This window comes from Spirillospora sp. NPDC049652, assembly GCF_040675125.1.
Lineage (GTDB): Bacteria > Actinomycetota > Actinomycetes > Streptosporangiales > Streptosporangiaceae > Spirillospora.
In genome coordinates this window covers 1-1329 of sequence record NZ_JBFAOF010001442.1, presented here as the reverse complement: position 1 = coordinate 1329, position 1329 = coordinate 1, and the positions used below count along the sequence as shown (strand labels likewise).

Annotated in this window: 2 protein-coding genes; both read right to left on the bottom strand. The window is 75.5% G+C overall.

Annotated features, from left to right (window positions below; all coding sequences use genetic code 11):
* The coding region (locus AB0J52_RS40930) for a serine/threonine-protein kinase (RefSeq protein WP_500188631.1) at window positions 1-716 on the bottom strand (716 nt) is incomplete at its 3' end.
* Between the two features lie 82 nt (window positions 717-798).
* Window positions 799-1329: lysylphosphatidylglycerol synthase domain-containing protein (locus AB0J52_RS40925; RefSeq protein ID WP_500188629.1), on the bottom strand; the 531-nt coding region annotated here is incomplete at its 5' end.

The window sequence follows — 1329 nt, the reverse complement described above, 5'->3', positions numbered from 1 at the left end:
CCCAGGAGCACCGCGACCATCGACGCGAGCGCGTGGCTGCGCAGGAACGGCGAGCGGCCCTCGACCGCCGCGTACAGTGTCGCGCCGAGCGACCACAGGTCGGACGCCGGGTCGGACGGCCGTCCGCGCACCCGCTCGGGCGCCAGGTAGGCGGGCGAGCCCTCGATCCCGGCGACGAGCGTGTCGTCCTGTCCGGGGCCGCCGTGCACGCCCGTCCCCCCGTGGACGCCGCCGTGCATGTGGACGGCCAGGCCGAAGTCGGTGAGCAGCACCCGCCCGTCGTCGCAGAGCAGCACGTTGGACGGCTTGACGTCGCGGTGCAGGATGCCCTCGGCGTGCGCGGCGCGCAGCACCGACAGCAGCGCCAGGCCGATCTCGGCGGCGCGGGCGGGCGGGAGCGGCCCGTCCTGGGCGAGCACCGCGTGCAGCGAGCGGGCCCGGAGGAACTCCATGATGATCCAGGGCCGGCCGTCCTCCATCACGATGTCGAAGACCTCGACGACGCCGGGGTGCCGGAGCGCGGCGGTGGCGCGGGCCTCCTCGACCATCCGGCGGCAGGCGAGCCGGCGTTCCCCGACGGTCAGCCGCTCGGGCAGCCGGACCTCCTTCACCGCCACCTCGCGGTCGAGCAGCTCGTCGTGGGCGCGCCACACCGTGCCCATCCCGCCGCGGCCCGCCTCCGAGAGCAGGCGATACCGGCGTGCGAGCGGTATCACCCCTTCTCCCCCCATGTGGTGTTTATCGGTCAGACCGCCTCTAGGCATGCTCCACTCGGGGTAACGATTCTTTCACGCCGCGTCATTTGCGGACCAGGGCCCGCGGCGGCGCGACCGGCCCCGCCGGGCTCGTCCGGCGGACGAGGAGCCAGGTCAGCCAGGCCGCGCCGCCCGCCGGGATCTCCACGGCGTAGGTGTAGAAGGAGTACAGGATCGTCGCCGCCGCGGCGGGTCCGGCGGGCACGCCGAAGGAGACGAGCAGCGCGGCCGTGCCGGTCTCGCTGATGCCCGCGCCGCTCGGCGTGACCACGGCCGTGGTCAGCATCCGGTTGATCGCGAACACCGCGACCGCCTCGGCGATCTGGACGTGCGCGCCGACCGCGAGCAGGCACCCGTACAGCAGCGCCGCCTGCAGCAGCAGGTAGACCGCCATGCCCCAGGTCAGGCCGCGCCAGCCGGTGCGCAGCACGTCCACGGTCCGCTCCCGCACCGACAGCAGCGCGCCGTCGGCGCGGAGCAGCCAGCGCCCGGCGCGGCCGGGCAGGCGGCGGCTCGCCGCGCGCAGCCGCCGGTCCACCGCGCGGGCGGCCCGCGGCGAGCGCAGCCCCATAAG